The 2,273-nt window shown below is 46.7% G+C and carries 3 protein-coding genes; all 3 read left to right on the forward strand.

Features of this window, described 5'->3' with window-relative positions:
- Window positions 1-58: 58 nt before the first annotated feature.
- From tnpA to tnpC, 3 genes are read left to right on the forward strand one after another with little or no spacing between them, the layout of a single operon-like run.
- Window positions 59-340, forward strand: coding sequence for an IS66 family insertion sequence element accessory protein TnpA (gene tnpA / locus FXV77_RS21815; RefSeq protein WP_148921364.1), 282 nt, complete (start codon window positions 59-61; stop codon window positions 338-340).
- Between the two features lies 1 nt (window position 341).
- Entirely contained in the window at window positions 342-695 is a 354-nt protein-coding gene (gene tnpB, locus FXV77_RS21820) for an IS66 family insertion sequence element accessory protein TnpB (protein WP_148921365.1), read from the forward strand.
- A 35-nt stretch (window positions 696-730) separates the two neighbouring features.
- Window positions 731-2,257: an IS66 family transposase gene (gene tnpC / locus FXV77_RS21825; protein WP_148921366.1), complete on the forward strand. Its 1,527-nt coding sequence runs from the start codon at window positions 731-733 to the stop codon at window positions 2,255-2,257.
- Window positions 2,258-2,273 lie beyond the last annotated feature (16 nt).

The following is a 2,273-nucleotide window of genomic DNA, read 5'->3' on the forward strand; positions in this document are numbered from 1 at the left end:
GTATCCGTCCTATGAGCCACGTCTATGAATAATCTGATGTTGTTTCTAGCTTTGCTGGATGAGCAAAGAAGAAAAAAGAGTTCAGATGTTAGCAATGATAGCAGACTGGCAGCAGAGCGGCCTGAGCAAGAAACGCTACTGCGAGGAAAATGGCATCAATGAGGCTACATTTTATTATTGGTTTTCGCGCAGCAAAGAAAACGATACTGCCAGCGGAAGCTTTATAGCGATCGACAAGGCTGGCAGGAACAGTGCTGTTGAGGTTATCTACCCCAATGGGGTGCGGATCAAAGTAGATACCGATCTTGGTTTACTTTCCCAGCTGATCCGCCTTTACTGATATGTTTTCATTGGGGTCTTCTCACCGTTTTTATTTATATGATGGACACTGCGACATGCGCAAGAGTTTTGACGGGCTGTGCGGTCTTGTCATTTCGGTGATGCAGCGCCAGCCGACCAGCGGTGAGGTATTTGTGTTTTTGAACCGTAGCCGTACCCATATCAAACTTCTGCACTGGGAACACGGGGGCTTTGTGCTGTACTACAAGCGTCTGGAGCAGGGTACCTTTGGTATATCTGCACTTAAAAAAGGTGAGCTGTCATGGAGCGATCTGGTATTGCTCATCGAGGGCGTCCAGGTTGTAAAAAGCATACAGAAAAAACGTTATTCATTGCCGCAAAAACAGCTTTTTTGATTGCAGGAACGCAGATAAAACCTTATCTTTATGGTATGGAAATAGCGCTGGAAAACCTGTCAAAAGAGGAGCTTTTAAAGCTTGTTTCCAGTCGTGATGAACAGATAACGACACTATCCCAAGAGACTTCAAAAAAGGATGAAGAGATAGATTACCTAAAGTCACAGCTTGCCATGTACAGGCGTATGCAGTTCGGCCAGAAGCGCGAACGCTTTGAAGGCGATCCCAACCAGACCACACTCCCGTTTGAGGCAGAGCCTATAGCAGTAGAGCAGCAACGGAAAGAAACCAGACAAAAGATCGAGTATACACGCAAACGCCCCAATCATAAAGGGCGCGCAAAACTCCCCCAGCACCTTCCCGTACAGGAGATCGAGATCTATCCCGAAGGTGATCTGTCGGAAATGGTGTGCATCGGAAAAGAGATCACCGAGGAACTGGAGTGCGAGCCTGCAAAGTTCTATATCAAACGCTTCATCCGCTATAAATACACGCCTAAAAATGGAGATGGCGTACGTATCGGCGAACTTCCCGAACGTGTCATCGACAGAGGCATCCCCGGAGCAGGCTTATTGGCGATGATACTGACCGGAAAATATCAGGACCACCTCCCGCTGTACCGACAGAAGCAGATCTTCGCCAGGGAAAACATACAGATCGCCTCCTCGACCATCGAGGGCTGGACAAAAGAATCCCTGATCAAACTTGAGCCGCTTTATGAACAATTGATCTTCGACACCAAAACAAAAGGATATTTACAGGTAGACGAGACACCGATAAAAGTACTGGACAGTGATAAAAAAGGCGCTGCCCATCAGGGATACTATTGGGTGTACCATTCGCCTCTGGACAAGACCGTTCTTTTTGATTACAATCCATCCCGCGCAGGGCATGTACCAAAATCCATGCTGGATAACTTTAAGGGTTACCTCCAGACGGATGGATATGCGGCATATGATAAATATGGCAAAAAGAAAGACATCACCCATCTGGCATGCTGGGCACACGCACGCCGTGAGTTTGAAAAAGCATTGCAGAACGATCACCCAAGGGCCGAAAAGGCGCTGATGATGATACAGGAGCTCTATAAAACAGAACGCAGGGCAAAAAAAGAGCAACTTCCAGCTGACCGGATAAAAGAACTGCGCCTGAAAGAATCGCTACCGGTCATCAACGAAATGGGCAAATGGATCTTTAAAGAGATAAAAAACACCTTGCCCAAAAGCCAGATCGGCAAAGCTATGGCCTATGCCTATGCACGCTGGGATGCTTTATCTGCTTACCTGTACGATGGGAATCTACAGATCGACAATAACCTGATCGAGAATGCCATTCGCCCAGTAGCGCTCGGACGCAAAAACTATCTCTTCGCCGGCAGTCATGAAGCCGCACAGCGATCGGCAATGATCTATTCTTTCTTCGCTATCTGCAAGAAGCATGAGGTCAACCCGTTCAAATGGCTAAAGCATACTTTGCTCAACATATCCTCCATCAACCATAAGAATCTAAAAGATCTTTATCCGCAGAACTATAAACAAATTAGCGACAAATCAAATATGTAGTTCATAGGGCGGATAC

This window comes from Sphingobacterium phlebotomi, assembly GCF_008180195.1.
In the GTDB taxonomy this organism is placed as follows: Bacteria; Bacteroidota; Bacteroidia; order Sphingobacteriales; family Sphingobacteriaceae; genus Sphingobacterium; species Sphingobacterium phlebotomi.